This is a genomic window from Streptomyces sp. NPDC060232 (genome assembly GCF_042726555.1).
Classification (GTDB): Bacteria; Actinomycetota; Actinomycetes; order Streptomycetales; family Streptomycetaceae; genus Streptomyces.
The window spans coordinates 126,795-151,396 of sequence record NZ_JBHXAG010000018.1 but is presented as its reverse complement, the minus strand read 5'-3'; the positions used below and the strand labels follow the sequence as shown (position 1 = coordinate 151,396).

Here is a 24,602-nt window from a genome sequence, read left to right as displayed (position 1 = left end):
CCGAGACGTGCCCGCACGCGCCGAGCCGAGGAGAGCCCCCGGAGGGGCACCACCCCACCCGAAGCCACCGTCCAGCCCGACGGGTCACGCCCCCGGCCAGGGACACCACCCCAGCCCCGCCGGCGCTTGAGGCGCGGCCACCGGCCCGCAGCCGGGGAACAAGGGCACCACCCCACCCGAAGCCACCGTCCAGCCCGACGGGTCACGCCCCCGGCCAGGGACACCACCCCAGCCCCGCCGGCGCTTGAGGCGCGGCCACCAGCCCGCAGTCGGGAAGCAAGGGCCGGGCCCCGCAAACGGCAGACCGGGCCGGAGGCCAGGGTCAGGCGTCCGGGCGGACCACTGCCTTGATCGGCATGGAGCCCGCTCCTGCCAGCGTCACGTTGCGGCCGGGGCGGGGGGCGTGGATCATCGCGCCGTCGCCCACGTACATGCCGACGTGGCTCGCGTCGTCGAAGTAGATGATCAGGTCGCCCGGCCGCATGTCCTTGAGCGCGATCTTCGGCAGCAGCCGCAGCTGCTCCTGCGAGGTGCGCGGGATACCGCGCCCCGCCGCGCGCCAGGCCTGTGAGGTCAGCCCGGAGCAGTCGAAGGAGTCCGGGCCCACCGCGCCCCACTTGTACGGCTTCCCCATCTGGGCGGTGGCGAACTGCACGGCCTGCTTGCCGGCGTCCGTCGCCTTGCCGCCCACGTCCTTCATCGCGCCCGTGGACAGCCATGCCGTCTGTGCCCGGTACTGGGCTTCCTGCTCCAGCTGGATGAGCCGGGCCTTCTCCTCGGCCTCCAGCTTGCTCTCCAGCTCCTCCGCGGCCTTGATCTTCTCCTCGATCTGCTTCTTGGACTCCTCCTGCTTGACCCGGTTCGCCTCCAGCTTCTTCCAGCGCTCGCTCGCCTCCTCCGCGTAGCGCTGCAAGTCCGTCTGGGTGCGGTCCAGTTCGGACAGGAGGTCCGAGGCGGCCTTCTCGCCCTGCCGCAACCGGTCCGCCCCGTCCAGGAACTGGTTCGGGTCCTCGCTCAACGCCAGCCGCGCGCCCGGCGGCAGGCCGCCCGAGCGGTACTGCGCGCGGGCCGCGGCGCCGGCGCGGCTCTTGAGCGTGGCGATCCGCTCCTTGCCCGCGACGACCAGATTGGCGATCTCGACGATCTTGTCCGACTGGGTCTTGGTCTCGGCCTCGGCGAGGTTGTAGGCGTCCGTCGCGGTGCCCGCCTGCCGGTAGAGCTCGTCGATGTCCTTGCGGACCTGTTCCAGGGACTTGCCGCCCGGCCCCGGCAGGGGAGCGGCCGGAGCCCCCGGCACGGCCGGCGCCGCCGGAGCCCCCGGCGCCGCGTATGCCGTGCCCGTCGCCAGGCCCGGTGCCGTCAGCACCGCCATCGCGCACAGCAGCACGAGAGAGCTTGCGCCTCGCCGTCGCCTTACCGACCCCATGGTCCCCCCAGGCACCCGAGCCAGACCTGGTATCAGATCTGACTATTCATCAGTAACTTCGCACTGCCATCGGGATGGTGCCACGAGTCGATGAATTCCGACACCCTTGTGGATACCGTTTCGATCTTGTCTGCCCCAACGGACCCCGAGCCCTGCCCCCCACGGATCAACGGGGCACCCCCCGCCCCCGGTTCCCCGCCGCACCGCACTCACCCCACCGGGCGCAACGCCTCCCAGCGCAGCGTCAGTTCCCCCTGCCGCCACCGTCGCGGACCGTCCGCCAGCGGCCAGTCCGCGGACAGCGCCCGCGCCGTGCGGATCCAGCGCTGCCGCGCCCCGTACGAGGCGTACGGAGCCGCCGCCGCCCAGGCCCGGTCGAAGTCCCGCAGGAACGCGTACACCGGCTCACCCGGCACGTTCCGGTGGATCAGTGCCTTCGGCAGCCGCTCCGCCAGGTCCGAAGGGCGCTCCAGCGAGCCCAGCCGGGTCGCGAACGTCACCGTGCGCGGCCCCTCCGGCCCCAGCGCCACCCACACGTGCCGCCGCCCGATCTCGTCGCAGGTCCCCTCCACCAGCAGCCCGCCCGGCGCCAGCCGCGCGCACAGCCGCGCCCAGACCTCGGCGACCTGCTCCTCGTCGTACTGGCGCAGTACGTTCGCCGCGCGGATCAGCATCGCCTGCTCCCCGCCCTCCAGCGGGACCTCGAAGCCGCCGTGCCGGAAGCTCAGCCCCTCCCGCTCGTACGGCTTCGCCCCGAGCACCCGCGCCGGCTCGATCTCGATGCCGACCACCCGCACCCGCGGCGCCGCGTCCCGCAGCCGCGCCAGCAGCTCCACCGCCGTCCAGGGCGCGGCCCCGTACCCGAGGTCCACCGCCACCGGATCACCCGCACGCCGCAGCGCCGCCCCGTGGGAGGCCGCGATCCAGCGGTCCATCCGGCGCAACCGGTTCGGGTTCGTCGTCCCGCGCGTCACCGAACCCACCGGACGGCCGGGGGCGCGGCTGGGTGACGGGGTACTGCGGGAGGCCATGAGCCGAGGGTAAGCGCAGCGCCCCCACGCGGTGAAAACCGCCCGCACGCCCTCAAAAGCACGCCCCGCCCCGAGAAAGCACCAGGAAACAGGGGGAACGCGCAGGAAAACCGGGCACCCCGGAATGCGGGGGACGGCCATCCGGGTTGCACTCCTTGCAGGGCGCCCCACGCGCCCGCCGCAGCCATGCGTCCGTCATGCCGTCCGAGCGTCCGAGCGCGCACCGTCCGAGCCGAGAGGAAGCGCTTCCTTGAGCCAGTACGTGTCCCGCCTCGGCGGCAGCCTCAGCGGGCGCCTCGCCGCCGCCCGCGCCGCCACCCGCCACGAACCGCCCCGGCTGCGCCTGCCGGCCGTCGGCCACCACCGCAAACCGCGCCGCGTGGCCATGCTCAGCGTGCACACCTCACCGCTGCACCAGCCCGGCACCGGCGACGCCGGTGGGATGAACGTCTACATCGTGGAGCTGGCCCGCCGCCTCGCCGCGATCAACATCGACGTCGAGATCTTCACCCGCGCCACCACCGGCGGACTCCCGCCCGTGGTCGAGCTGGCCCCCGGCGTCCTCGTACGGCATGTGGACGCCGGCCCCTACGAGGGCCTCGCCAAGGAGGAGCTCCCGGCCCAGCTGTGCGCCTTCACCCACGGCGTGATGCAGGCCTGGGCCGGCCACCGCCCCGGCTACTACGACCTCGTCCACTCCCACTACTGGCTCTCCGGGCACGTGGGCTGGCTCGCCGCCGAACGCTGGGGCGTGCCCCTCGTCCACGCCATGCACACCATGGCCAAGGTCAAGAACGCGGCGCTGGCCGAGGGCGACACCCCCGAGCCCGCCGCCCGCGTCATAGGCGAGACCCAGATCGTCTCCGCCGCCGACCGCCTCATCGCCAACACCGCCGAAGAGGCCGACGAGCTCGTCCGCCACTACGAGGCCGACCCCGCCAAGGTGGCCGTCGTCCACCCCGGCGTGAACCTCGACCGCTTCACCGTCGGCGACGGCCGGGCCGCCGCCCGCGCCCGCCTGGGCCTCCCGCAGGACGCCGTCATACCGCTCTTCGCCGGGCGGATCCAGCCGCTGAAGGCCCCCGACATCCTGCTGCGCGCCGTCGCCGTCCTCGTCGACCGCGACCCCTCGCTGCGCCGCCGCCTCTTCGTCCCCGTCGTCGGCGGCCCCAGCGGCAGCGGCCTCGCCAAGCCCGAGGGACTGCAGAAGCTCGCCGCCAAGCTGGGCATCGCCGACCTCGTGCACTTCCACCCGCCGGTCGCCCAGGACGGCCTCGCCGACTGGTTCCGGGCGGCGTCCGTGCTGGTCATGCCGTCCTACAGCGAGTCCTTCGGGCTCGTCGCGATAGAGGCCCAGGCCGCCGGCACCCCGGTGCTGGCCGCCGAGGTCGGCGGGCTCCCCGTCGCCGTCAACGACGGCGTCACGGGGATCCTCGTACCCGGACACGACCCGGCGGACTACGCGCGGCAGCTGCGCCGCTTCGTCGACGAGCCCGGGCTCGCGGACCGGATGGGGGCCGAGGCGGCGCGGCACGCGCAGTTCTTCGGCTGGGACACGGCCGCCGCCGGCACGGCCGACGTCTACACGGCGGCGATGCACGATCACCGCCGTCGCGTACGCTCCCACCATGGCTGACACCGCCGAGATCATCGAGACCGCGCTCACCGGCGCGGAGCTGAGCTGGGAGAGCCCCCGGCCGGGCACCTACGTCGTCCAGCTCCCCGGTACGCGCAAGCTCAGCACCACCTGCTCGATCCGGGTCGGCCGGCACTCGCTGTCGGTCAACGCCTTCGTGATCCGCCACCCCGACGAGAACGAGGCGGGCGTCCACCGCTGGCTGCTGGAGCGCAACCTCAAGCTGTACGGGATGGCGTACGCGGTGGACCGCCTCGGCGACATCTATCTGACGGCCCGCCTGCCGCTGTCGGTGGTCACCCCGGAGGAGCTCGACCGGCTGCTCGGCACGGTGCTGGAGGCCGCGGACGGTTCCTTCAACACGTTGCTGGAGCTGGGCTTCGCGAGCGCGATCCGGCGCGAGTACGAATGGCGGGTCTCGCGCGGCGAGCCGACCTTCAACCTCGACGCCTTCAAGCACCTGACGCGCCCGCAGGAAGAGCCGGCGACCGAGCCCGGCGGCCCCGCCGACTGACACCGACGGCGCCGCCTTGTCGGCTCCGGTCAGCCCGCCCGGGCCGGGTCCGGGGCGGGGAGCGGCCCGGTGGGAGCCGGTCCGGCGGGAGCCCGCTCAGCGGGAGCCGGTCCGGTGGGCAGCGGTTTTGCCGCCTGCGGGTCGGCGGCGCCACCGGCCGCCGGGTCCGTACCCCTGTCCCCCTCGGGCAGGTTCCGCATCAGCAGCCAGTAGCCGGCCGCCGCCACCGTGCCCAGTACGCCCGTGGCCGCCCACAGCCGGCCCGCCCCCCACCGGTCGATCATGAAGCCCGCCATCAGCGGTGCCACCAGCGCGGCCACCGCCCAGGACATCGTGTAGACGCCCTGGTAGCGCCCGCGCCCGTGCACCGGCGAGAGGCGTACGACCAGGCTCATCTGGGTCGGCGAGTTGACGATCTCGGCGAGCGTCCACACGCACACCGTCAGCGCGTACGCCCACAGCGGTCCGGCGAAGGCCGTCAGCGCGAAGCCGTAGCCGGCCAGCAGCGCCGAGACGACCAGCAGCCTCTGCGGGTCGCGGTGCTCGATGAAGCGGGTGACCGGGATCTGCAGCACCACGATCAGCAGGCCGTTCACGGCGATGACGAGGCCGTAGTCCCCGGGCGAGAACCCGGCGGACCCCATTGCCACCGGCAGGCCGACCGAGCCCTGCGTGAAGATCAGCGAGATCAGGAACGACAGGCCGACCACGCCCATGAACCGCCCGTCCCGCAGCACGGCAGCGAGCCCGATCTCCGCCCCGGCGCCCGTCTTTCCCGAGGCGGCGCCGGACGCGGCGGCTCCGCCGCGCTCCGGGCGGGACTCGGGCAGCTTGACGTACACCAGCACCGCGCAGGCCAGCGTGAGGGCCGCCTCGCCGAGGAAGCCGGCCAGGTAGCTGTACTCGGCGATCAGGCCCGCCGCGGTCGCGCTGACGGCGAAGCCGAGGTTGATGGCCCAGTAGTTGAGCGCGAAGGCCCGTACGCGGTCCTCGGGCCGGACGATGTCCGCCATCATCGCCGCGACCGCCGGGCGGGAGGCGTTCGAGGTCATGCCGACCAGAAGGGCCCCCGCGGCAATCGCCGCCGGGTGCTCCATGAAGCCCAGCAGCGCCACCGAGAAGGCGGTCGAGGCCTGCGCCGCCAGCAGCGTGGGGCGCCGCCCCAGACGGTCGGTCATCACGCCCGCGACCAGGGAGGACACCACCCCGCCCAGCCCGTGGAGGGCGACGACGAGTCCCGCGAAGGAGGCCGAGTAGCCCCGGTCCAGCGTCAGGTACAAGGTCATGAAGGTGGCGACGAAGGCCCCGAGCCGGTTCACGAGCGTGCTCGTCCAGAGCCACCAGAACGCCCGGGGCAGCCCCGAGACGCTCTCCCGGGCAGCCCGTCTCAGACTGGCAGCGGACATACGGAATCCCCCCGAGGGTGTAAGCGTCGCTCTGGCGATGGGCACATTACGAGGGGGTGGGCTCGGGGCGCCACTCAATTGACCCGGGCCGTCAATCGACACCCTCGCGCGTCCATTAGGCTCGTACGCATGGCCGACGCACCGTACAAGCTGATCCTCCTCCGCCACGGCGAGAGCGAATGGAACGCGAAGAACCTGTTCACCGGCTGGGTGGACGTCAACCTCACCGAGAAGGGCGAGAAGGAGGCGGTCCGTGGCGGTGAGCTGCTCAAGGACGCCGGCCTGCTGCCCGACGTTCTGCACACCTCCCTCCAGAAGCGCGCCATCCGCACCGCGCAGCTCGCGCTCGAGTCCGCGGACCGCCACTGGATCCCGGTGCACCGCTCCTGGCGCCTGAACGAGCGCCACTACGGCGCGCTTCAGGGCAAGGACAAGGCGCAGACCCTCGCGGAGTTCGGCGAGGAGCAGTTCATGCTGTGGCGCCGCTCCTACGACACCCCGCCGCCGGTGCTTGAGGACGGTACGGAGTTCTCGCAGTCCGAGGACCCGCGCTATGCGTCGATCCCGAACGAGCTGCGTCCGCGCACCGAGTGCCTCAAGGACGTCGTCGAGCGCATGCTGCCGTACTGGTACGACGGCATCGTCCCCGACCTGCTGGCGGGCCGCACGGTCCTGGTGGCCGCGCACGGCAACTCCCTGCGCGGTCTGGTCAAGCACCTCGACGGCATCTCGGACGAGGACATCACGGGCCTGAACATCCCGACCGGCATCCCGCTCGTCTACGAGCTCGACGCCGACTTCAAGCCCCTCAACCCGGGCGGCACCTACCTCGACCCGGCCGCGGCCGCGGCCGCCATCGAGGCCGTGAAGAACCAGGGCAAGAAGTAGCCCCCTGCGCCACGAGAAGCCCCCGTCCGCTGTTGCGCAGCGGGCGGGGGCTTCTCGGTGTTCTCCGGATCAGTTCGTGGCGGCCGGCGTGTTCGCCCGCCACTCGTTGCCTATCGAGCGGAGCAGGGCCGGGTAGACGCCCAGGTAGCGGAAGGGCTTGATGGCCAGCATGTAGGCGGCGCCCAGCAGGCCGTTGGGTTTGACCAGGACGGCCATCTGGCCGCGGTGGCCGCCGCTGCCGTCCGGGACCCAGCCGATGTGCATCACGCCGTGCATGGTCTTGTTGGCCATCTCCGCCGCCCACTCGTCGTGCGTCTGGTAGACGGACGTGAACGGGGCCGCGGTGAGGTCCGGCCCGCGCTCGCCCTCGCGGAGGTCGGCCGGCAGGCGGTCGCGGAGCGTCGGTACCCGCGAGCGCAGGCCGTCGGACGGCTCGTCCCAGCCGAGCAGTGCCCCGAGCTTCCACCGGATCGCGAAGAGCGCCCGTCCCACGCGGGAGGGGACGGGGTCCCCCGTGCCCCGCGCGAACTGGCGTACCAGTCGGGCGAGGTCGTCGGGCCCGCCGGGCGTCGGCAGGGCCCACACGTCCTCGATCCGGAAGTCGCCGGCGATCTCGTGGATGCGCCAGGGACGCGAGGTGTGGGCGGAACTGGGGAGTCTCATGCGCAAGCCCCTATCTATACGATGCCGTATAGAACGAGGCTAGCACTCTTCTATACGGCACCGTATAGATGGGGTCCGGGTGAGGAGGACACATCATGGGCGCGACCCGCACGCCACGCGGCAAATGGATCGAGGAGGGACTGCGGGCACTGGCGGCCGGCGGCCCGGAGGCCGTCCGCGTCGAGGCGCTGGCGCAGGCGCTCGGCGTCAGCAAGGGCGGCTTCTACGGCTACTTCGGCAGCCGGGGCGCGCTGCTCGCCGAGATGCTCGACACCTGGGAGCGGGAGGTCACCGAGGCGGTGATCGAGCTGGTCGAGAGCGGCGGGGGAGACGCCCGGGCCAGGCTGGACCGGCTGTTCACGATCGTCGCCTCGTACGAGGAAGGGCCGGTGGTGGGCGTCGACGCCGACCTGGCGATCCGCGACTGGGCGCGCCGCGACGAGGCCGTCGCCGAGCGACTGCGCCGCGCGGACAGCCGGCGCATGGAGTACCTGCGCTCGCTGTTCCGCGCCTTCTGCACCGACGAGGACGACGTCGAGGTCCGCTCCCTGATCACCTTCTCCCTGCGGATCGGCTCCCACTTCATCGCGGCGGACCACGGCGGCCGCAGCCGCGCGGAGGTCATGGCGCTCACCCGGAAATGGCTCCTGCGCTAGGGCCTGTATCGAGTGGCCCCGCGGCGTCGCGACGCCCGGCACGCACCTCCTTGCTCCACGGGGCAACTCGATACAGACCCTAGTGCCGTTGCCTGACGCGGCACTGGTGCTGTGACCGCCAAAGTTTGCCGGGGACCGCGAAAGGCCCCCCGCCTGCGGGACGACCGCGGGCAGGGGGCCTCTCGGCGTACGGGGCGCGGTGGCGAGCCGGGTGGGCCCGGTCAGCCGCCACACTGGCAGGGGGCACCGGACTGGCAGCCGCAGCCGCAGCCGGAGCCGCAGCCGCAGGCCGCGAGCAGCGGGAGCCGCAGCGGCTCGGGCTTCGCGGGCTGCTCCTGCTCAGGGGTGATGGGGACGGGGGAATCGGGCATGGTTCCTCCTCGAAGGAGGCGGTGCCCCGCGGCATGCGGGACTTCGTGCGACTGACCGCCTCGCCCTCATTCATGCCCAGCTCCACCGGCGCGTCAACGGCGCACGGAAGCTCGGTGCGGCCCGCCGCCCGCCGCCCACCCCGCCACCCCGCCACCCCGCCGGCCCGGGGCCGGCGGGGCCCCGGCTGCGTCAGACGTCCTCGATCTGGGTCGGCTGCTGGAGGTCGTCCGCGTGCTCGCCCGTCACCAGGTAGACCACGCGCTTGGCCACCGACACCGCGTGGTCCGCGAAGCGCTCGTAGTAGCGCCCGAGCAGCGTCACGTCCACCGCCGTCTCGATGCCGTGCTTCCAGCGGTCGTCCATCAGGTGCTGGAACAGCGTGCGGTGCAGCTGGTCCATCTCGTCGTCGTCCTGCTCCAGCTGGAGCGCCAGGTCGACGTCCTTCGTGATGATGACCTCGGCCGCCTTCGCCATCAGGCGCTGCGCCAGCTGTCCCATCTCCAGGATCGTCGCGTGCAGGTCCCGCGGGACCGCGCGGTCCGGGAAGCGCAGCCGGGCGAGCTTCGCCACGTGCTGGGCCAGGTCGCCGCTGCGCTCCAGGTCGGCGCTCATGCGCAGCGAGGTCACCACGATCCGCAGGTCGGTGGCGACCGGCTGCTGGCGGGCCAGCAGTGCGATGGCGCGGGCCTCCAGGTCGTGCTGGAGGTCGTCGACCTTCTGGTCGGCGGCGATGACGCTCTCGGCGAGCTTGAGGTCGGCGTCGAGCATGGACGTCGTGGCCCGCCCGATCGCGGAACCGACGAGCCGGGCCATCTCGACCAGGCCTTCTCCGATCGAGTCCAGTTCCTCGTGGTACGCGTCGCGCATGTCTCGTGTCCCTCTCTCGACCTGTCACTGCGGCAATGCCCGGGGCGGGCCGGGGCGGGCCGGGGTGGCCTTCCGCCCCACGTTGACACGGTGCGCCGCAAACGCGTCCGACTCCGGCACCACAAGTGAATCAACCCCGTCCCCAGGGTGAACTCTGGGCGACGACTGTTCGAGGTGCCACCCGAACGGCTGTGGAAGTGGCGTCGTGCCTGCTTAACCTGGATCCATGGACGTGAACGCGGCGGTCGCCGCAGCTGCAGCGATCGCCGGTCTGTGCACCGGCGTCATCGCGATGCTGGCGTTCCGCTGGAGCGAGCGCGACCAGGCCCGCCCCACCCGGAGCTCCATGCGCCCCGACATCAACGCGGTGCTGCCGCCCGGCGTGGACACCGTGCTGTCCGTGCTCCGCTCCTCCGCCGTGGTCCTCGACGAGGGCGACGCCGTCGTCAAGGCCTCGTCCGCCGCCTACGCCCTCGGGCTCGTACGCGGCGGCAAGCTGGCCGTCGAACCCATGCTCCACATGGCCCGCGACACCCGCCGCGACGGGGAGATACGGCAGGTCGAGCTGGACCTGCCCCGTCGCGGTACCGGCCGGGGCGAGGCCCTCGCCGTGTCGGCGCGCGTCGCCCCGCTCGGCTCCCGCCTGGTGCTCCTCCTGGTCGAGGACCTCACCGAGGCCCGCCGCATCGAGGCCGTACGCCGCGACTTCGTCGCCAACGTGTCCCACGAGCTGAAGACCCCGGTCGGGGCGATCTCCCTGCTGTCCGAGGCCGTCATGGACGCCGCGGACGACCCCGAGGCGGTCAGCCGCTTCGCCGGCCGCATGCAGATCGAGTCCACCCGGCTGATCAACCTCGTTCAGGAGCTCATCGACCTCTCCCGGGTGCAGAACGACGACCCGCTGGAGGACGCCGAGCCCGTCCGCGTGGACACGCTGGTCGCCGAGGCCATCGACCGCTGCCGCCACACGGCCTCCTCCAAGCAGATCACCATGGCCGCCGGCGGCACCGCCGACCTTCGCGTATGGGGCAACCGCGGACAGCTCGCGGCCGCCCTCGGAAACCTCGTCGAGAACGCCGTCAACTACAGCCCCGCCCGCACCCGCGTCGGAATCGCCGGACGCAGGGTGACGGCCCCCGGGGGAGACCTGATCGAGATCGCCGTGACCGACCAGGGCATCGGCATCCCGGAGAAGGACCGCGAGCGGATATTCGAACGCTTCTACCGCGTGGACCCGGCCCGCTCCCGCGCCACGGGTGGAACCGGCCTCGGCCTTGCGATCGTGAAGCACGTGGCCGCCTCGCACGGCGGGGAGGTGTCGGTGTGGAGCTCGGAGGGCCAGGGCTCCACCTTCACCCTGCGGCTGCCCGAGGCAGCCGCCTCGGCCCCGGCGGCCCCCCGCACCCACCCGACCCCAGCCTGAACCAGAACCGCTCCAGCCATCCCTGCCCCGGAGGTCCTTCCGTGACCCGAGTGCTCGTCGTCGAGGATGAGGAATCCTTCAGCGACGCCCTGTCCTACATGCTCCGCAAGGAGGGCTTCGAGGTCGCCGTCGCGGCGACCGGCCCCGACGGGCTCGACGAGTTCGAGCGCAACGGCGCCGACCTCGTCCTCCTCGACCTGATGCTGCCCGGTCTGCCCGGCACCGAGGTCTGCCGGCAGCTGCGCGGCCGCTCCAACGTCCCCGTGATCATGGTGACCGCCAAGGACAGCGAGATCGACAAGGTCGTCGGGCTGGAGATAGGAGCGGACGACTACGTCACCAAGCCCTTCTCCTCGCGGGAGCTGGTCGCCCGCATCCGCGCGGTCCTGCGCCGCCGCGGAGAGCCGGAGGAGGTCACCCCGGCGGCCCTGGAGGCCGGTCCCGTACGGATGGACGTCGACCGCCACGTGGTCACCGTCGCCGGCGCCAAGGTGGACCTCCCGCTGAAGGAGTTCGACCTGCTGGAGATGCTGCTGCGCAACGCGGGCCGCGTGCTGACCCGCATGCAGCTGATCGACCGGGTCTGGGGCGCCGACTACGTCGGCGACACCAAGACCCTCGACGTCCATGTCAAGCGGCTGCGCGCCAAGATCGAGCCCGACCCGGGCGCGCCGCGCTACCTGGTGACCGTCCGCGGCCTCGGCTACAAGTTCGAGCCGTAGCCGGCACCCCCGCGTTCCTGCGGGCCGGTCGGAGGCCGGCGCAGTGTCCCGAAGCCGGTGAGGCCCCCAGGGGCCTCGTCGTGCGAGGGCGCATGCGGGAGGGGTTCGAGCCGGACCCGGGCGCGCCGCGCTACCTGGTGACCGTCCGCGGCCTCGGCTACACGTTCGAGCCGTAGGCGGCACCCCCGCCGCGGCAAGGCGAAGGGCCCCCGTCCGCTGGTGCGGACGGGGGCCCTTTCCGTATGCGTACGGCGCTACGCCGTGACCCGGGTCAGTGGCCCGCGGCGTGCGAGGCGGAGCCCGACGGCGAAGCGGCCGCACCCGAGGGGGACCCGGACGGGGCGCCGGAGGCCGCGCCCGAGGCACTGCCGGAGGGGGTGGAGCCGGCGGCCGGGGTGGCGGCCGGGGTACCGGACGGCGTGGCCGCCGGGGTGGCGGAGGGGGCAGCGGACGGGCCGAAGCCCGCGTACATGCCGGTGGCCGGGACCACGAAGGCCTGCAGCTCGACGCCGCCCGTGCTGCTCAGCTGGAAGACGACCTTCTGCACGTCGCCGTTCTTGGCGGCCTCGGAGCCGTTCTCGATCACGGCGGAGGCGTTGCCCGCGCCGCCGAGCACCACGGAGCCGCCGGCCGGCACGGTGATCTTGCCGCCGCCCCCGGCCGGCTTCAGCGCGACCTTGCCCTTGCCATCCGCAAGGGTGATGCCGTCAAGCGTCTGCGCCTTGGTGCCGTTGTTGAAGACGGTCGCCGAGACGACGGCCGGGCCCTTCTTGTCCTTCTCGCCCTGGGTGATCACCAGAGCGTTCTGGATCTCGATGTCGCCCTTGGTGGCGGCGGCGTTGTCCGGCTTGATCTGGAGAGTCTGCGCGTCGTTGCCCGCACCGCATGCGGCCAGCGAGGCGATCGAGAACACGACGGCGGTGGCGGCGAGGGCGCCGCGTCGAAGGCTGCGGCTCACGGCGGCGGCAACTCCTTGGACGAACGGAAACGGAGGGTGGGCTCTCCCGGCAACCGCTGGGAGGTACCCCCGGAACGGCCGAGGCGAAGCCGCTCTAAGGGTGTGTCAGCGCGCTTAGGTTACCGAGCCGCCGCCCCGCCCCCGCACCCGACCCTCCGCAGGGAGGCCGCCGCCCTGGGGGTGGTCCTCGATCTTGCATTCCGGCCGGGGTTCACCTTGCCGTTCACCTCGCCGATCATGTGGCGCACGCATATCGTGCGTCCGCCGCCCGCTGATCAATTCCGGGATTCCCTCGAACACCCCTCGGTGATCAATTCCGGATTGGGCCGGAACCCGCCGCCGCGCAGGTGCTCGCCAGCCGAACGGAGCAGTTCGGTTTCGCGACTCTCAAACCGGCAAAACGGGACGTACGTCACACTGGTGGGCGTGTGCGGGGGGTGCGGCGTGGCCCTTTCGCCTGGTCCGTGCAGCGCCCCCGACCTGCGAATACCCCCTTCCGGAACCCTTCCGCAGCACGTTCCTGTCGCTGTTGTCAAGCCCCGAGATGTGCCCTGACCTGCGAAAACGCCATTCATAACAGTCAGTTCTCGTGTTACCCTGGATAGCCACGGAAGGGGTACCTGTCACATGACGTTCAAGGTTGGCGACACCGTGGTCTATCCCCATCACGGGGCCGCGCTGATCGAGGCCATTGAGACTCGCCAGATCAAAGGCGTGGACAAGACCTACTTGGTGCTCAAGGTCGCCCAGGGCGACCTGACGGTTCGTGTGCCTGCGGACAATGCGGAGTTCGTCGGCGTTCGCGACGTAGTCGGCCAGGACGGGCTGGACCGGGTCTTCGAGGTGCTGCGTGCACCGTATGCCGAAGAGCCGACGAACTGGTCCCGGCGCTACAAGGCAAATCTGGAGAAGCTCGCTTCTGGCGATGTCATCAAGGTCGCCGAAGTGGTGCGTGACCTGTGGCGTCGTGAGCGCGAGCGCGGGCTCTCCGCGGGCGAGAAGCGCATGCTCGCGAAGGCGCGCCAGATCCTGGTCAGCGAGCTCGCGCTCGCTGAGAACACGAACGAGGACAAGGCCGAGGCCCTCCTCGACGAGGTGCTCGCGTCCTGACGCGAGGCCCCGTGCACGGTGTGCACAGCTTGCCGCGGTGCCCGATGACAAGGCTTCTCCCCCAGGAGAGGCGTGTTGCCGGGCGCTGCGGCATGTCTGTATCCGTACCTCTTGCCGTACTCGTACTTCTCACTGGCGTGCCGGGCCCGGGCAGCGTGCTCGACCGGTCGTCACGGAAGGGGCGAGGGGCGTCGCACCCGGCACCCTTCAGGCCATACCCATGTCGGCCGAAGTCACAAACCTGGCTCGGAAACCTGGCTCGGAGCTACTGATGTCTGACGTAACGCGCCCCCGCCGCACGGCCGCGGTGATCCCGGCCGCCGGCCGCGGCGTACGCCTCGGTCCCGGCGCCCCCAAGGCCCTGCGGGCCCTCGGGGGCACCCCGATGCTCGTCCACGCCGTCCGCGCGATGGCCCGCTGCCGCGCGGTGTCCGTCGTGGTGGTCGTCGCCCCCGCCGCCGAAGCGGCCGAGGTGCGCCTGACGCTGGGCGAGCACGCGCTGCCCGAGCGGACCGAGGTCCTGGTCGTCCCCGGCGGCGAGACCCGCCAGGAGTCCGTACGGGCCGGCCTGGACGCGCTGCCGCAGGACGTCACCTCCGTACTGATCCACGACGCGGCCCGCCCGCTCGTCCCGGTGGACACCGTGGACGCCGTCGTCGAGGCCGTGCGCGACGGCGCCCGCGCCGTGGTCCCCGCGCTCCCGCTGGCGGACACCGTCAAGGAGGTCGAGCCCGGCAAACCCGGCGAGCCCGAGCCGGTCGTCGCCACGCCGGAGCGGTCCCGGCTGCGCGCCGTGCAGACCCCGCAGGGCTTCGACCTCGCCACGCTCCTGGAGGCGCACGCCGCGATCGCCGTGGACGGCGAGGGCGCCACCGACGACGCCGGCATGGTGGAACGCCTCGGCGTCCCCGTCGTGGTGATCCCGGGACACGAGGAGGCCTTCAAGGTCACCCGACCGCTCGACCTGGTCCTCGCGGAGGCCGTACTCGCCCGCAGGAGGGCCACCGATGCGTTCTAGCTCCGCCGCCGCACCGCTGATCCCGCTCGTCGGGATCGGCACCGACGTGCACGCCTTCGAGACCGGCCGCGAGCTGTGGTGCGCCGGCCTGCTGTGGGAGGGGGAGGACGGCCTCGCCGGGCACTCCGACGGCGACGTCGCCGCGCACGCCGCCTGCGACGCCCTCTTCTCGGCCGCCGGAGTCGGCGACCTCGGCGCGCACTTCGGCACCTCCCGCCCCGAGTGGTCCGGAGCCGCCGGGGCCACCCTGCTGGCGGAGGCCGCCCGGATCGTGCGCGCGGAGGGCTTCGAGATCGGCAACATCGCCATCCAGGTGATCGGCGTACGTCCGAAGATCGGCAAGCGGCGCGAAGAGGCGCAGAAGGCGCTCGCGGCCGCCGCGGGCGCCCCCGTCTCCGTATCGGGCACCACCACCGACGGACTGGGCCTCACCGGCCGGGCCGAGGGGCTCGCCGCCATCGCCACCGCCCTCGTGTACCGGACGAACCGGGCCTGAACGCCCGAGGGGACGGCACATCTTCGGCAACAAAGCGGCCCCGCGGCCTCAAAGGTCGCGGGGCACTGCTACAGGCGCACTACCCTGGATGCCGTGACTATTCGCCTGTACGACACCAACGCCCGGCAGATCCGCGACTTCACCCCGCTCGTCCCGGGCTGCGTCTCGATCTACCTCTGTGGTGCCACCGTGCAGGCGGCCCCGCACATCGGGCACATCCGGTCGGGCCTCAACTTCGACATGATGCGCCGCTGGTTCGAGTACCGCGGCTACGACGTCACCTTCATCCGCAACGTCACCGACATCGACGACAAGATCATCACGAAGTCGGCCGAGCAGGGCCGCCCCTGGTGGTCCATCGGCTACGACAACGAGCAGGCCTTCAACGACGGGTACGACGCCCTCGGCTGCCTGCGGCCCACCTACGAGCCGCGCGCCACGGGCCACGTCCCCGAGATGATCGAGATGATGCGCGGCCTGATCGAGCGCGGCCACGCCTACGAGGCCGACGGCAACGTCTACTTCGACGTGCGCTCCTTCCCCGGCTACCTGAGCCTGTCCAACCAGGAGCTCGACAACCTGCTCCAGCCCTCCGGCGAGGGCGAGACGGGCAAGCGCGACCCCCGCGACTTCGCCATGTGGAAGTCCGTCAAGCCGGGCGAGCCCTCCTGGGAGACCCCGTGGGGCCGCGGCCGTCCGGGCTGGCACCTCGAATGCTCCGCCATGGCGCACAAGTACCTCGGCGAGGCCTTCGACATCCACGGCGGCGGCCTCGACCTGGTCTTCCCGCACCACGAGAACGAGATCGCCCAGGCCAAGGCCTTCGGCGACGAGTTCGCGAACTACTGGGTGCACAACGCCTGGGTCACCATGTCGGGCGAGAAGATGTCCAAGTCCCTCGGGAACTCGGTCCTCGTCTCCGAGATGGTCAAGCACTGGCGCCCGATCGTCCTGCGCTACTACCTCGGCACCCCGCACTACCGGTCGATGATCGAGTACAGCGAGGAGGCGCTGCGCGAGGCCGAGTCGGCCTTCGCCCGCATCGAGGGCTTCATCCAGCGCGTCGTGGAGAAGGCCGGCGGCCCCGTCGAGGCCGCCGAGGAGGTCCCGCCCGCCTTCGCCGAGGCCATGGACGACGACCTCGGCGTCCCGCAGGCGCTCGCCATCGTCCACACCGCCGTCCGCCAGGGCAACAGCGCGCTCGCCGCCGACGACAAGGACGCGGCCATCGCCCGCCTGTCCGAGGTACGGGCCATGCTGGGCGTCCTCGGCCTGGACCCGCTCGACCCGCACTGGGCCGGCGAGACCGACCGCGGCGAGGACCTCCACGGCGCCGTGGACACCCTCGTACGCCTGGTCCTGGACCAGCGCGAGTCCGCCCGGGCCCGCAAGGACTGGGCGACCGCCGACGCCATCCGCGACCAGCTCCAGCAGTCCGGTCTGGTCATCGAGGACAGCCCGACGGGGCCGCGCTGGACGCTCGGCCCCCGCTGAGCCCCCGGCACCCGGAGCAGTCCGGCTGTGCCGCCCGGCCTTCCGGGCGGCACACTCTTCATACGTACATATCGCAGCACCAACGAAACAGGTAGAGGTCATGGCCGGGAACAGCCAGCGCAGGAACCGCCGCACGTCCAACAAGAAGGGCGCGACGGTCGGCAGCGGTGGCCAGCGGCGCAAGGGCCTGGAGGGCAAGGGCCCCACGCCCAAGGCCGAGGACCGCAAGAAGCACAAGGCGAACCGCATCGCCAACGCCATGGCCCGCCAGGCGGCCAAGCGCCGTCCGGCGCCGCGCCGCGGCGGCCCCAAGGGCACCAGTGAGATGGTCGTCGGCCGCAACCCGGTCTTCGAGGCGCTGCGCGACGGCGTTCCGGCCACCACCCTCTACGTCCAGCAGTTCATCGACAACGACGAGCGCGTCCGCGAAGCCCTCCAGCTCGCGTCCGAGCGCGGCAACGTCAACCTGATGGAAGCCCCGCGCCCCGAACTCGACCGCATGACCAACGGGCTCAACCACCAGGGCCTGGTCCTCCAGGTCCCGCCGTACGAGTACGCGCACCCGGAGGACCTCACCGCCGAGGCCTACGACAACGGCGAGGACCCCCTCATCGTCGCCCTCGACGGCGTCACCGACCCGCGCAACCTCGGCGCCATCGTCCGCTCCGTCTCCGCCTTCGGCGGCCACGGCGTGGTCATCCCCGAGCGCCGCGCCGCCGGCATGACCGCCGGTGCCTGGAAGAGCTCGGCCGGCACCGCCGCCCGCACCCCGGTCTCCCGCGTCACCAACCTCACCCGCGCCCTGCAGGAGTACAAGAAGGCCGGCATCGCCGTCGTCGGCCTCGCCGCCGAGGGCACGCACGAGGTGCAGGACCTGGAGGCGCTCGGCGGCCCGGTCGTCATCGTCGTCGGCTCCGAGGGCAAGGGCCTGGGCCGCCTCGTCGGCGAGAACTGCGACTACCTCGTGCGCATCCCGATGCCGGGCGGCGCCGAGTCCCTCAACGCCGGTGTCGCCGCGGGCGTCGTGCTCTACGAGGCGGCCCGCCGCCGCGCAGCGCAGCCCCGTACCTGATCGCCTTGATCCACTTGGCTCACGGAAAGTGACCCGTGAGCGTGTCACCCCGCCCGTTTCGGGCGGGGTGGCTTGATCTTGACGGGTCTCGGACAGATCCCTGATGTCAAGGCAGTGTCCTAAACACTGATCACTCGGTTAGATGAGTGTGGACACCAGAACGTCAGGGTTCGACGACCAGCCCGCGCTGAGCATGGTCAAGGTGCCGTGCGACCCCGCACAGGTCATCGTCAACCACGCCAGCTTCCGCGTGCGGCTCGCACCGAGCCCGAGCGCGCGTTCCAAGCCCGCGAAGGCCCCCGGCCGCGCGCCCGTCCTGGGCGGCGCCGTGGTGGCGGCCGCCGGGGCCACCCGCCGCCGGGCCCCCGTGGTCTGGAGCGGCAAGTCCGACACCGGCGACGCCGCCGCGGCCATGGGCGGACTGCTCCAGGCCGTACGCGGCCACGACGAGCACGACGGCGGCGCCACCCAGGTCATCCCGCGCGTCGACATGGCCCACGACCTCGCCGAGGACACCCTCGCCACGCCGACCGTCATCGGCCAGCGCAGCTACGGGGACCCCGCCGAAACGCGCCCCCTGGCCGCCGTACGGGACCTCCCGTACGAGCAGCCGCCCGGCTCCGGGGCCGCCGGTACCGGACCGGAATCCCGGCGCCTCGCGGGCGACAACCGCGCGCAGGCCTCCTACTACCCCGGCCGCCGGATGAACCTCGGTGTCGTGCTGCTCCCGCTGCGCGTCTTCCTCGGCTTCATCTCCATCTACGCCGGCATGGGCAAGCTGTGCGACCCCGTCTACTTCGACGGCGGCGAGCGCGGCTCCATGGTCACCTGGCTGCACACCCTGACCCCGTGGGCGCTGGCCGAGCCGCTGCGCGACTTCGCGCTCGCGCACCCGGTGGGGGCGGGCCTCAGCGTGGCCTTCCTCCAGGTCATCGTCGGCGTGCTGACGGTCTTCGGCCTGTGGCAGCGGTTCGCCGCCTGCTTCGGGGCGCTGCTGTCCGCCGCGCTGCTGATGACGGTCAGCTGGAAGACCGTCCCGGCCTACGACGCGCCCGACATCATCTACCTCGCCGCCTGGAGCCCGCTGATCATCGCGGGCGCCCCGGTCTACTCCCTCGACGGGCGCCTCGCCGGCGAGGCCTGGCGCACCCTCGGCCCCCGCTCCGAGGTCTGGCGGCTGCGCCGCCGTGTGCTGCGGCGCGGGGCGATCATGGCGACCGTCGTCTGCGGACTCACCCTGCTCATCGGCTCGCTCCTCGGCGGCGCCGTCCGCTCCACCACCGTGGTCACCGTCCCCGGGCCTGGCGAGGCCCCCAGCAACTACCTGCCGGGCCGCCCGCTGCCGCAGGCGCCGGCCAAGCAGCAGCCCGCACCGCAGCAGCCGAACCGGCAGTCGTCCTCGCCGACGCCCACCCCGTCCGCCAAGGCCGGCAGGACCGCATCGGGCGCACCCTCCCGGGAGGCCGCGGGGACGGGCTCGGAGTCGCCCACCGCGACCCGGGGCACGACCGGCAAGCAGACCCCGCGCAGCACGCCCCGGCAGTCCGCGGCGCCGAAGGCGCCGTCCTCCTCGTCGGGGAGCACCACGAGCAGGGGAAGCACCGCTCCGACCAAGCAGCCCGGCCTGATCGGCGGGCTCATCGGCTGAGCCCTCCGCCAGGGGCCGGCACACAGGGGCCCGGTACGCGAGAGCGTGCCGGGCCCCTGCGGTGTGTGCGGGTTCCGTGCCGGGCGGGGCAGGTTCCGTGCCGGGCGGGGGCTGTGGCGGGGAGGCCGGGCCGTGCGCGGAGACGCGGAAGACGCGGAGACCGGGGCCGTGGAGGGCCTCAGGCGCCCGTCTGCGCGGCCAACTCCCGTGCCGCCTCGATGAGGTCCTTGGCCGTGTCGATCGCCCGCCAGTAGGCGCCCTGGGGCAGCGGGAAGCCCGCCAGCCGCCGCTCCCGCGCCAGGCGCGGGAAGGTGGTGCGCTCGTGGTCCCCCAAGTCCGGCAACAGGGCGGCGAATTCGGGCCCGAAGACATACACGCCGGCGTTCACCGGATAGGGCGACGGCGGGGCCTCGATGAAGTCCAGTACGTGCCCGAACGCGTTGGTCTCCACCACCCCCCACGGGATCCGCGGCCGGGCCAGCGCGAGCGTCGCGACCGCCCCGCGCTCGGCGTGGAAGGCCGCCATCTCCCGGAGCGAGAAGCGCGTCCAGACGTCGCCGTTCGTCGCGTACCAGGCCCCCTCGGGGTCCGGGAGGTGCCGCGCGGCGTACTTGAGGCCGCCGCCGCGTCCCAGCGGCTCCTCCTCGACCACCGTGGTCACGCGGAGCGGCAACGGCGCCTCGGCCAGCCACTCCTGGAGCACCCCGGCGAGGTGGCCGCACGAGACCACGGCGTCGGTGACCCCCTCGGCCGCCAGCCAGGCCAACTGGTGCCCGATGATCGGCAGCCCGGTCCCCGGGATCTCCACCATCGGCTTGGGGCGGTCGTCGGTGTACGGACGCAGCCGCGACCCCTGGCCGCCCGCCAGGACGACTGCCTGGGCGGGGGCGGCGGGGAACGCGGCTGCGGAGGAGGCGGATCGGGGGTCGTGGGTCATGCGGCCAGCGTAGGGACGGGGCGCGTGTCAGCCCATGGAGGCGACGCCGGAGGCGTACGAGGTGTCGCAGACGGGGCGGGCGAACGACTGGGCCTTCGTGGGGCCGTACGCCTCGACGGCGGCGCGTCCGAGCGCCCGGGCGATCCCCACGCAGTGCTCGGCGAGCGACGGCCGGCGGTTCACCTCCTGCTGGAGGTGGGTCAGGACGTCGTCCGGCTCCTGGCCCTGCTGCAGTTCGCCGACGAGCTGCGTGCGCAGCACCTCGTGGGCGGCGCGTGGCTTCGCGGGCGTGGAGACGCCTTCGGCGGAAGCGGTCACGAGCTGGGAGGAGGAAGTGTCCGCCCAAGGGACCATCGTGACCGCGAGGGTCCCGGACAGGACCAGGACGACGGGCAGGACCAGGGCGAGGGAACGGCCGATACGGCGGGCAGTGTGGGTCACGAGGGCGAGAGTAGCGCTCGGTGAAGATTTGGCGACATTTAGTCACCCTGTCGGGGGATGGTTCGACGTGGCTTTTCGAATTGCGGGTTGACGACCCCGCCCGAATGGCCCGGTCTGCCGGGGTTCCTGCGGGATGTCCTCCGGCAACGAACGGCGGAGGGGCGTCCCTTGGCGGGACGCCCCTCCAACCTCCTTGCCGGTACGACTAGTCGGACAGTCGCTGCCCGGAAGAGGTCGAGAAGACGTGGATCTCGTCGGCCCGCGGCACGATGTGCAGGCTGGAGCCCTTCTCCGGGACCTGGCGGCCGCCCACGCGGACGACGAGGTCCTGCGAGCCCTCGGCGGCCGAGGTCGAGCCGTAGACGTAGCCGTCGGCCCCGAGCTCCTCGACGACGTTCACGGTGATGGTCAGACCGCCGGTCTCGGCGACGTCGAAGTGCTCCGGGCGGACGCCGACCGTGACGGTGCGGTCGCCCGCGTCGGCCGCGGCGGACAGCGCCGCGCGCGACACCGGGACGACGCTGTCGCCGAACTTCACGCCGCCGTCGGTGATCGGGACCTCGACCAGGTTCATGGCCGGGGAGCCGATGAAGCCGGCGACGAAGAGGTTCGCGGGGCGGTCGTACATGTTGCGCGGGGTGTCGACCTGCTGGAGCAGACCGTCCTTGAGCACGGCCACCCTGTCGCCCATGGTCATGGCCTCGACCTGGTCGTGGGTGACGTAGACGGTGGTGATGCCGAGGTCGCGCTGGAGGGCCGCGATCTGCGTACGCGTCGAGACGCGGAGCTTGGCGTCGAGGTTCGACAGCGGCTCGTCCATCAGGAACACCTGCGGCTTGCGGACGATCGCGCGGCCCATGGCGACGCGCTGGCGCTGGCCGCCGGAGAGCGCCTTCGGCTTGCGGTCCAGGTACTGGGTGAGGTCCAGCATCTTGGCCGCGTCCTCCACCTTCCTGCGGATGGTGGCCTTGTCCTCGCCGGCGATCTTGAGCGCGAAGCCCATGTTGTCGGCGACGCTCATGTGCGGGTAGAGCGCGTAGTTCTGGAACACCATCGCGATGTCCCGGTCCTTGGGCGGCAGGTGGGTGACATCGCGGTCACCGATGCGGATGGCGCCGCCGTTGACGTCCTCCAGGCCGGCGAGCATGCGCAGCGAGGTGGACTTGCCGCAGCCCGAGGGGCCGACGAGAACGAGGAACTCGCCGTCCTCGATCTCCAGCTCCAGCTGGTCGACGGCGGGCTTGTCGCCGCCCGGGTACAGACGGGTCGCCTTGTCGAAGGTGACAGAAGCCATGGTGATGAATCCCTTCTACCGGCAGGAACGTGCCGGACGATCCGAGTGGAAGGTCTAGTCCAGAATCCGGACTCCGCCCGACGCTACCCGTCGTGCCCGCCGCTGTCAGCACCGCGCGGTCGTGACTTCGAACTTTGTGCGATCTGTCGGACCCGCCTGCTTGGATGACGCGCATGACCGCGACACCGCGCCCGAGCACCGTCCACGAACTGATCACCGTCCTCCCGGACGTCCCCGTCCTGCGCGACCGCTGCAGAGCGCTCGCGGCCCTGGACGTCCTGATGGGCGGCCGGGGCGGGAGCTACTTCGACTACGACCCCGGGTGGGGCCCGGGGACCGAGGCCGGGCTGATGGACAACGGCGCAGGTGACGAATACACGGTCCTCTTCACCCCCGACGGGGTCTTCGGCCGCGGCTTCGACCACGAGTCCTCCATGAGCCCCTACACGAACGAGGACATGGCCCTGTGGCCCGGGCTGGTGGACACCCTGCCGGAGGTTTTCCGGCCGCTGCTCGACGAGCCGGCCTTCTGCGACGACGAGGTGCAGGTGGCCACGGTCGTCTTCTGGCGGGAGGCGCACGACACCGCCTGGTGGGCAGGGCCGGTGGAGTACGGGGAGCACGACGACGACGGCGCCGGCCACCTCTTCCACGTCCTGGCGGCCGGCACCCCGGAGGCCTACCACGCCTTCGCGGAGAGGTACTACGCGCGGCGGCCCGACCTCGCAGCGGTCCGCCACGTCTACGCCCTGCGCCCCCTCACGGCCGAGGTGACCAAGACCCTGAACCCGACGGCGGACCCCACCGTGGTGGCCGCAGCGGTGGCGGCGACGGGGTACCCCGTGGAGTGCTGACGCGCCGAGGGGTGTGCCGTGCCTCCTTTGCCCAGTCCGGCCAGAGCAGCGCACTTTTGGCTTCTGCGCCTTTCGGCGCACCACTGCCCTCACGAGCAGCGCTTCCTGCTTCAACGCCCGCAGCCGACCGGTACGACCCTGAAAGTCACACCAGTCGGTCTTATGCAGGCTCCACAGGCCTGGCGGCCGACAGCCCGTCGGTCCGTACCGCACTTCATTACGCCGCTGGTGCGGGATCCACCAGCTCCGAAGCCCTGATCATGCTCGGTGCCACGCGTCCGGGTGGCAGCGCGGAAGCCGCCGTCCAGTAGAGCCGCATCCCTTCGTCGCGAAGGTTCACCGCCGCATTCGTGTCACGGTCGTGGGCGGTTCCGCATTCCGCGCAGGTCCACTCGCGGACGGAGACGTCCATCTTCGGCCGCTTCGAGTGGCAGGCGGAGCACCGCCGGGTCGATGGGAAGAACCGGTCCACTACCACCAGCGTCCGGCCGTACCTTGCGCACTTGTACTGGAGCTGCCGCAGCAGCTCGCCCCAGGCGGCATCGGTGATCGACCGGTTCAGCCCGGCCTTGCGGCGCCTGCCCTTGCCTGTCGCGCCCCGCATGAGGTTGATGATCGGCAGGTCCTCCACCACGAGTACTTGGTTCTCGCGCACGAGGCGGGTCGTGAACTGGTCCAGCAGGTCACGACGGACATCACCGATCTTGGCGTACAAGCGGGCGATCCGTTCCCGCGCCTTCCCTCGGTTCTTCGAACCCTTCTCCTTCCGGTGCAGGTCGCGTTGCAGGGACGCCAGCTGGTTCTGGTACTTCGCCAGCAGGCGGGGATGCGAGAGTTTCTCCCCGCTGTCCAAAGTGACCAGAGTGGCGAGCCCGAGGTCCAGGCCGACGGCCTTGGGTTCGCGCTGCCCGACATCAACGACTCGGGTAGCGGGACGATCACTTCCTCCACCAGCACGGAAAGGAACCACCGGCCGGCGCGGTCGCGGGTTACGGTCAGTTTCACCGGTAACCGGCCTTGCGGAAGTGCGCGGGACCAACGCACATCCAGCGGGGCCGTCTGCTTGGCGAGGGTGACCGAGGCTGTCCCCGGACGCTCTGGGTCCTCGTTCCACCGGAAAGCGGTGCGCACGTAGGTCGCCGAGTCCTTCGACCGGTGCCTCGACTTCCGCTGAGGGTACTTCGCTGACCCCTTGAAGAACCGCGAGAACGCGGCGTCGAGGTGCCGTAGCGCCTGCTGGAGGACCGTGGAAGAGGGCTCCTGCAGCCAAGCTGTATCCGGTGTGCGCTTCCACCCGGTCAGGGCTCGGCAGGTTTCCGCGAAGCCGAGGGACAAGCTGTGGTCTTCCCAGGCTCTCTCCCGGAGGGAGAGGCCTTCGTTGTAGACCCAGCGACAGGCACAGAAGGTTCGCTGGAGCTGTGCCGCCTGATCGGCGGTCGGATAGAAGCGAAACCGGTAGGCGCGCTGTTGCATGCCCGGCTGCCTTATCGAACCCTTCACGCGTGGGGCGGACCGGGTCCGGTGTTCGGTTCGTTCGCCCACCCCGAGGAGTTCGCGCTTGACGCGCCGGGCCGCCTCCCCCCGTCATGCGGTCCGCCATCGCCCCTCCCGCGATCTGATCTTCAGAACGGCACACCAGTCCGTTCGACGAACGTATGCGTGAGTGGTTACGGGTG

At 71.9% G+C, this 24,602-nt stretch carries 24 protein-coding genes and 1 pseudogene; 13 read left to right on the top strand and 12 right to left on the bottom strand.

The window, feature by feature from the left end; genetic code table 11:
* Positions 1-322 precede the first annotated feature (322 nt).
* Together ACFWFZ_RS24945 and ACFWFZ_RS24940 are read right to left on the bottom strand one after the other, a co-directional pair.
* On the bottom strand, positions 323-1,426 hold the full coding sequence (locus ACFWFZ_RS24945) for an NlpC/P60 family protein (RefSeq protein WP_387125102.1): 1,104 nt from the start codon (positions 1,424-1,426) through the stop codon (positions 323-325).
* A 209-nt stretch (positions 1,427-1,635) separates the two neighbouring features.
* Entirely contained in the window at positions 1,636-2,457 is an 822-nt protein-coding gene (locus ACFWFZ_RS24940; RefSeq protein WP_387125100.1) for a class I SAM-dependent methyltransferase, read from the bottom strand.
* A gap of 250 nt (positions 2,458-2,707) precedes the next feature.
* On the opposite strand from ACFWFZ_RS24940, the gene mshA reads away from it, so the two are divergent.
* Together mshA and ACFWFZ_RS24930 are read left to right on the top strand one after the other, a co-directional pair.
* The gene (gene mshA / locus ACFWFZ_RS24935; protein WP_386184501.1) at positions 2,708-4,093 is read left to right on the top strand and encodes a D-inositol-3-phosphate glycosyltransferase; all 1,386 of its coding nucleotides are present in this window, start codon (positions 2,708-2,710) and stop codon (positions 4,091-4,093) included.
* Entirely contained in the window at positions 4,086-4,607 is a 522-nt protein-coding gene (locus tag ACFWFZ_RS24930; RefSeq protein WP_387125097.1) for a YbjN domain-containing protein, read from the top strand. Before mshA ends, ACFWFZ_RS24930 begins: the two co-directional genes overlap by 8 nt.
* A gap of 29 nt (positions 4,608-4,636) precedes the next feature.
* Here ACFWFZ_RS24930 and ACFWFZ_RS24925 read toward each other — a convergent pair whose 3' ends face one another.
* Positions 4,637-6,013: an MFS transporter gene (locus ACFWFZ_RS24925; RefSeq protein WP_387125095.1), complete on the bottom strand. Its 1,377-nt coding sequence runs from the start codon at positions 6,011-6,013 to the stop codon at positions 4,637-4,639.
* Positions 6,014-6,142: 129 nt separating this feature from the next.
* Between ACFWFZ_RS24925 and ACFWFZ_RS24920 the strand changes: the two genes are divergently transcribed.
* On the top strand, positions 6,143-6,901 hold the full coding sequence (locus tag ACFWFZ_RS24920) for a phosphoglyceromutase (RefSeq protein WP_387125093.1): 759 nt from the start codon (positions 6,143-6,145) through the stop codon (positions 6,899-6,901).
* 69 nt (positions 6,902-6,970) lie between these two features.
* Here the strand turns inward: ACFWFZ_RS24920 and ACFWFZ_RS24915 are convergent, their stop codons facing one another.
* Positions 6,971-7,564 (bottom strand): DUF2867 domain-containing protein, encoded by a 594-nt coding sequence (locus ACFWFZ_RS24915; RefSeq protein WP_387125091.1) that lies wholly within the window; start codon positions 7,562-7,564, stop codon positions 6,971-6,973.
* 95 nt (positions 7,565-7,659) lie between these two features.
* Here ACFWFZ_RS24915 and ACFWFZ_RS24910 point away from each other — a divergent pair, with 95 nt between their 5' ends.
* On the top strand, positions 7,660-8,220 hold the full coding sequence (locus tag ACFWFZ_RS24910; RefSeq protein WP_387125089.1) for a TetR/AcrR family transcriptional regulator: 561 nt from the start codon (positions 7,660-7,662) through the stop codon (positions 8,218-8,220).
* Positions 8,221-8,441: 221 nt separating this feature from the next.
* Here the strand turns inward: ACFWFZ_RS24910 and ACFWFZ_RS24905 are convergent, their stop codons facing one another.
* Complete coding sequence (locus tag ACFWFZ_RS24905; RefSeq protein WP_387125087.1) at positions 8,442-8,591, bottom strand: hypothetical protein; 150 nt, start codon at positions 8,589-8,591, stop codon at positions 8,442-8,444.
* Between the two features lie 190 nt (positions 8,592-8,781).
* The gene (gene phoU / locus ACFWFZ_RS24900) at positions 8,782-9,459 is read right to left on the bottom strand and encodes a phosphate signaling complex protein PhoU (protein ID WP_387125085.1); all 678 of its coding nucleotides are present in this window, start codon (positions 9,457-9,459) and stop codon (positions 8,782-8,784) included.
* A gap of 226 nt (positions 9,460-9,685) precedes the next feature.
* Between phoU and ACFWFZ_RS24895 the strand changes: the two genes are divergently transcribed.
* Both ACFWFZ_RS24895 and ACFWFZ_RS24890 read left to right on the top strand, forming a co-directional pair.
* Positions 9,686-10,882 (top strand): sensor histidine kinase, encoded by a 1,197-nt coding sequence (locus ACFWFZ_RS24895; protein WP_387125083.1) that lies wholly within the window; start codon positions 9,686-9,688, stop codon positions 10,880-10,882.
* 41 nt (positions 10,883-10,923) lie between these two features.
* Positions 10,924-11,604 carry a response regulator transcription factor gene (locus ACFWFZ_RS24890; RefSeq protein ID WP_046419660.1) on the top strand — a complete coding sequence of 227 codons (681 nt, stop codon included), beginning with the start codon at positions 10,924-10,926 and terminating at the stop codon, positions 11,602-11,604.
* Between the two features lie 271 nt (positions 11,605-11,875).
* Here ACFWFZ_RS24890 and ACFWFZ_RS24885 read toward each other — a convergent pair whose 3' ends face one another.
* Positions 11,876-12,562: a DUF461 domain-containing protein gene (locus ACFWFZ_RS24885; protein ID WP_387125081.1), complete on the bottom strand. Its 687-nt coding sequence runs from the start codon at positions 12,560-12,562 to the stop codon at positions 11,876-11,878.
* A 627-nt stretch (positions 12,563-13,189) separates the two neighbouring features.
* Here ACFWFZ_RS24885 and ACFWFZ_RS24880 point away from each other — a divergent pair.
* From ACFWFZ_RS24880 to ACFWFZ_RS24855, 6 genes are all read left to right on the top strand, one after another.
* Positions 13,190-13,672, top strand: a complete 483-nt coding sequence (locus ACFWFZ_RS24880; protein WP_003953493.1) for a CarD family transcriptional regulator — start codon at positions 13,190-13,192, stop codon at positions 13,670-13,672.
* 271 nt (positions 13,673-13,943) lie between these two features.
* Complete coding sequence (gene ispD, locus ACFWFZ_RS24875) at positions 13,944-14,690, top strand: 2-C-methyl-D-erythritol 4-phosphate cytidylyltransferase (protein ID WP_387125079.1); 747 nt, start codon at positions 13,944-13,946, stop codon at positions 14,688-14,690.
* Positions 14,680-15,186: a 2-C-methyl-D-erythritol 2,4-cyclodiphosphate synthase gene (ispF, locus tag ACFWFZ_RS24870; RefSeq protein WP_387125077.1), complete on the top strand. Its 507-nt coding sequence runs from the start codon at positions 14,680-14,682 to the stop codon at positions 15,184-15,186. The genes ispD and ispF overlap by 11 nt, the downstream gene beginning before the upstream one ends.
* Before the next feature lie 93 nt (positions 15,187-15,279).
* Positions 15,280-16,680 carry a cysteine--tRNA ligase gene (cysS, locus tag ACFWFZ_RS24865; protein WP_387125075.1) on the top strand — a complete coding sequence of 467 codons (1,401 nt, stop codon included), beginning with the start codon at positions 15,280-15,282 and terminating at the stop codon, positions 16,678-16,680.
* 100 nt (positions 16,681-16,780) lie between these two features.
* Positions 16,781-17,752 carry a 23S rRNA (guanosine(2251)-2'-O)-methyltransferase RlmB gene (gene rlmB, locus ACFWFZ_RS24860; protein ID WP_387125073.1) on the top strand — a complete coding sequence of 324 codons (972 nt, stop codon included), beginning with the start codon at positions 16,781-16,783 and terminating at the stop codon, positions 17,750-17,752.
* A 142-nt stretch (positions 17,753-17,894) separates the two neighbouring features.
* Positions 17,895-19,400: a DoxX family membrane protein gene (locus ACFWFZ_RS24855; protein ID WP_387125071.1), complete on the top strand. Its 1,506-nt coding sequence runs from the start codon at positions 17,895-17,897 to the stop codon at positions 19,398-19,400.
* Positions 19,401-19,578: 178 nt separating this feature from the next.
* Here the strand turns inward: ACFWFZ_RS24855 and ACFWFZ_RS24850 are convergent, their stop codons facing one another.
* The 3 genes from ACFWFZ_RS24850 to ACFWFZ_RS24840 form a co-directional block, all read right to left on the bottom strand.
* Positions 19,579-20,337 carry an NDP-sugar synthase gene (locus ACFWFZ_RS24850; protein ID WP_387125069.1) on the bottom strand — a complete coding sequence of 253 codons (759 nt, stop codon included), beginning with the start codon at positions 20,335-20,337 and terminating at the stop codon, positions 19,579-19,581.
* Between the two features lie 27 nt (positions 20,338-20,364).
* Positions 20,365-20,778, bottom strand: coding sequence for a hypothetical protein (locus tag ACFWFZ_RS24845; RefSeq protein WP_030771129.1), 414 nt, complete (start codon positions 20,776-20,778; stop codon positions 20,365-20,367).
* Positions 20,779-20,983: 205 nt separating this feature from the next.
* Positions 20,984-22,072 carry an ABC transporter ATP-binding protein gene (locus ACFWFZ_RS24840; protein ID WP_387125067.1) on the bottom strand — a complete coding sequence of 363 codons (1,089 nt, stop codon included), beginning with the start codon at positions 22,070-22,072 and terminating at the stop codon, positions 20,984-20,986.
* A gap of 173 nt (positions 22,073-22,245) precedes the next feature.
* Between ACFWFZ_RS24840 and ACFWFZ_RS24835 the strand changes: the two genes are divergently transcribed.
* Positions 22,246-22,926, top strand: coding sequence for a hypothetical protein (locus tag ACFWFZ_RS24835; protein ID WP_387125065.1), 681 nt, complete (start codon positions 22,246-22,248; stop codon positions 22,924-22,926).
* A gap of 217 nt (positions 22,927-23,143) precedes the next feature.
* On the opposite strand, the gene ACFWFZ_RS24830 is transcribed toward ACFWFZ_RS24835, so the two are convergent.
* Both ACFWFZ_RS24830 and ACFWFZ_RS24825 read right to left on the bottom strand, forming a co-directional pair.
* Complete coding sequence (locus tag ACFWFZ_RS24830; RefSeq protein WP_387125063.1) at positions 23,144-23,779, bottom strand: RNA-guided endonuclease TnpB family protein; 636 nt, start codon at positions 23,777-23,779, stop codon at positions 23,144-23,146.
* A gap of 548 nt (positions 23,780-24,327) precedes the next feature.
* A pseudogene (locus ACFWFZ_RS24825) lies at positions 24,328-24,399 on the bottom strand (helix-turn-helix domain-containing protein); the annotation flags it as partial.
* Positions 24,400-24,602 lie beyond the last annotated feature (203 nt).

Bases quoted from the DNA above. Each gene is read 5' to 3' on its own strand.
- ACFWFZ_RS24945 (WP_387125102.1), bottom strand. From the start codon at position 1,426: ATGGGGTCGGTAAGGCGACGGCGAGGCGCAAGCTCTCTCGTGCTGCTG.
- ACFWFZ_RS24940 (WP_387125100.1), bottom strand. From the start codon at position 2,457: ATGGCCTCCCGCAGTACCCCGTCACCCAGCCGCGCCCCCGGCCGTCCG.
- ACFWFZ_RS24930 (WP_387125097.1), top strand. From the start codon at position 4,086: ATGGCTGACACCGCCGAGATCATCGAGACCGCGCTCACCGGCGCGGAG.
- ACFWFZ_RS24925 (WP_387125095.1), bottom strand. From the start codon at position 6,013: ATGTCCGCTGCCAGTCTGAGACGGGCTGCCCGGGAGAGCGTCTCGGGG.
- ACFWFZ_RS24920 (WP_387125093.1), top strand. From the start codon at position 6,143: ATGGCCGACGCACCGTACAAGCTGATCCTCCTCCGCCACGGCGAGAGC.
- ACFWFZ_RS24915 (WP_387125091.1), bottom strand. From the start codon at position 7,564: ATGAGACTCCCCAGTTCCGCCCACACCTCGCGTCCCTGGCGCATCCAC.
- ACFWFZ_RS24910 (WP_387125089.1), top strand. From the start codon at position 7,660: ATGGGCGCGACCCGCACGCCACGCGGCAAATGGATCGAGGAGGGACTG.
- ACFWFZ_RS24905 (WP_387125087.1), bottom strand. From the start codon at position 8,591: ATGCCCGATTCCCCCGTCCCCATCACCCCTGAGCAGGAGCAGCCCGCG.
- phoU (WP_387125085.1), bottom strand. From the start codon at position 9,459: ATGCGCGACGCGTACCACGAGGAACTGGACTCGATCGGAGAAGGCCTG.
- ACFWFZ_RS24895 (WP_387125083.1), top strand. From the start codon at position 9,686: ATGGACGTGAACGCGGCGGTCGCCGCAGCTGCAGCGATCGCCGGTCTG.
- ACFWFZ_RS24880 (WP_003953493.1), top strand. From the start codon at position 13,190: ATGACGTTCAAGGTTGGCGACACCGTGGTCTATCCCCATCACGGGGCC.
- ispD (WP_387125079.1), top strand. From the start codon at position 13,944: ATGTCTGACGTAACGCGCCCCCGCCGCACGGCCGCGGTGATCCCGGCC.
- ispF (WP_387125077.1), top strand. From the start codon at position 14,680: ATGCGTTCTAGCTCCGCCGCCGCACCGCTGATCCCGCTCGTCGGGATC.
- rlmB (WP_387125073.1), top strand. From the start codon at position 16,781: ATGGCCGGGAACAGCCAGCGCAGGAACCGCCGCACGTCCAACAAGAAG.
- ACFWFZ_RS24855 (WP_387125071.1), top strand. From the start codon at position 17,895: ATGAGTGTGGACACCAGAACGTCAGGGTTCGACGACCAGCCCGCGCTG.
- ACFWFZ_RS24850 (WP_387125069.1), bottom strand. From the start codon at position 20,337: ATGACCCACGACCCCCGATCCGCCTCCTCCGCAGCCGCGTTCCCCGCC.
- ACFWFZ_RS24840 (WP_387125067.1), bottom strand. From the start codon at position 22,072: ATGGCTTCTGTCACCTTCGACAAGGCGACCCGTCTGTACCCGGGCGGC.
- ACFWFZ_RS24835 (WP_387125065.1), top strand. From the start codon at position 22,246: ATGACCGCGACACCGCGCCCGAGCACCGTCCACGAACTGATCACCGTC.